Origin of the sequence: Actinomadura mexicana (assembly GCF_900188105.1) — a bacterium.
Classification (GTDB): Bacteria; Actinomycetota; Actinomycetes; order Streptosporangiales; family Streptosporangiaceae; genus Spirillospora; species Spirillospora mexicana.
In genome coordinates, this window is sequence record NZ_FZNP01000052.1 from 1 (window position 1) to 1,047 (window position 1,047).

Consider the following 1,047-nt stretch of genomic DNA (forward strand, 5'->3'; position numbering starts at 1 on the left):
GCGACCGCGATGATCCCGTTCCTGGAGCACGACGACGCCAACCGGGCGCTGATGGGTTCGAACATGCAGCGGCAGTCGGTGCCGTTGCTGCGCAGTGAGGCGCCGCTGGTCGGGACGGGTATGGAGTACCGTGCCGCGACCGATGCCGGTGATGTGATCACCGCGGAGAAGGCGGGTGTGGTCGAGGAGGTCTCGGCCGACTACGTCACGGTGATGAACGACGACGGGACCCGCACGACCTACCGGGTGTCGAAGTTCAAGCGGTCCAACCAGGGCACCTGCTTCAACCAGAAGCCGATCGTGGACGAGGGCCGGCGGGTGGAGCTGGGCCAGGTGATCGCCGACGGGCCGTGCACCGATGACGGTGAGATGGCGCTGGGCAAGAACCTGCTGGTGGCGTTCATGCCGTGGGAGGGCCACAACTACGAAGACGCGATCATCCTGTCGCAGCGGCTGGTGCAGGACGACGTGCTGTCCTCGATCCACATCGAGGAGCACGAGGTCGACGCCCGGGACACCAAGCTGGGGCCCGAGGAGATCACCCGCGACATCCCGAACGTGTCCGAGGAGGTCCTGGCCGACCTGGACGAGCGCGGGATCATCCGGATCGGCGCCGATGTGGTGCCCGGTGACATCCTGGTCGGGAAGGTCACCCCGAAGGGGGAGACCGAGCTGACCCCCGAGGAGCGGCTGCTGCGGGCGATCTTCGGTGAGAAGGCGCGCGAGGTGCGCGACACCTCGCTGAAGGTGCCGCACGGTGAGCAGGGCAAGGTCATCGGGGTGCGGGTGTTCTCCCGCGACGACGGTGACGAGCTGCCGCCGGGGGTCAACGAGCTGGTCCGGGTGTACGTGGCGCAGAAGCGCAAGATCACCGACGGGGACAAGCTCGCGGGCCGGCACGGCAACAAGGGCGTCATCTCCAAGGTGCTGCCGGTGGAGGACATGCCGTTCCTGGAGGACGGCACCCCCGTCGACATCGTCCTGAACCCCCTGGGCGTGCCCGGCCGCATGAACGTCGGACAGGTCCTGGAGACCCACCTCGGCTGG

The 1,047-nt window shown here is 67.9% G+C and carries 1 pseudogene; it reads left to right on the forward strand.

What is annotated here, in order from left to right:
• Positions 1-1,047: pseudogene (locus CHC11_RS39975) on the forward strand (DNA-directed RNA polymerase subunit beta); the annotation flags it as partial.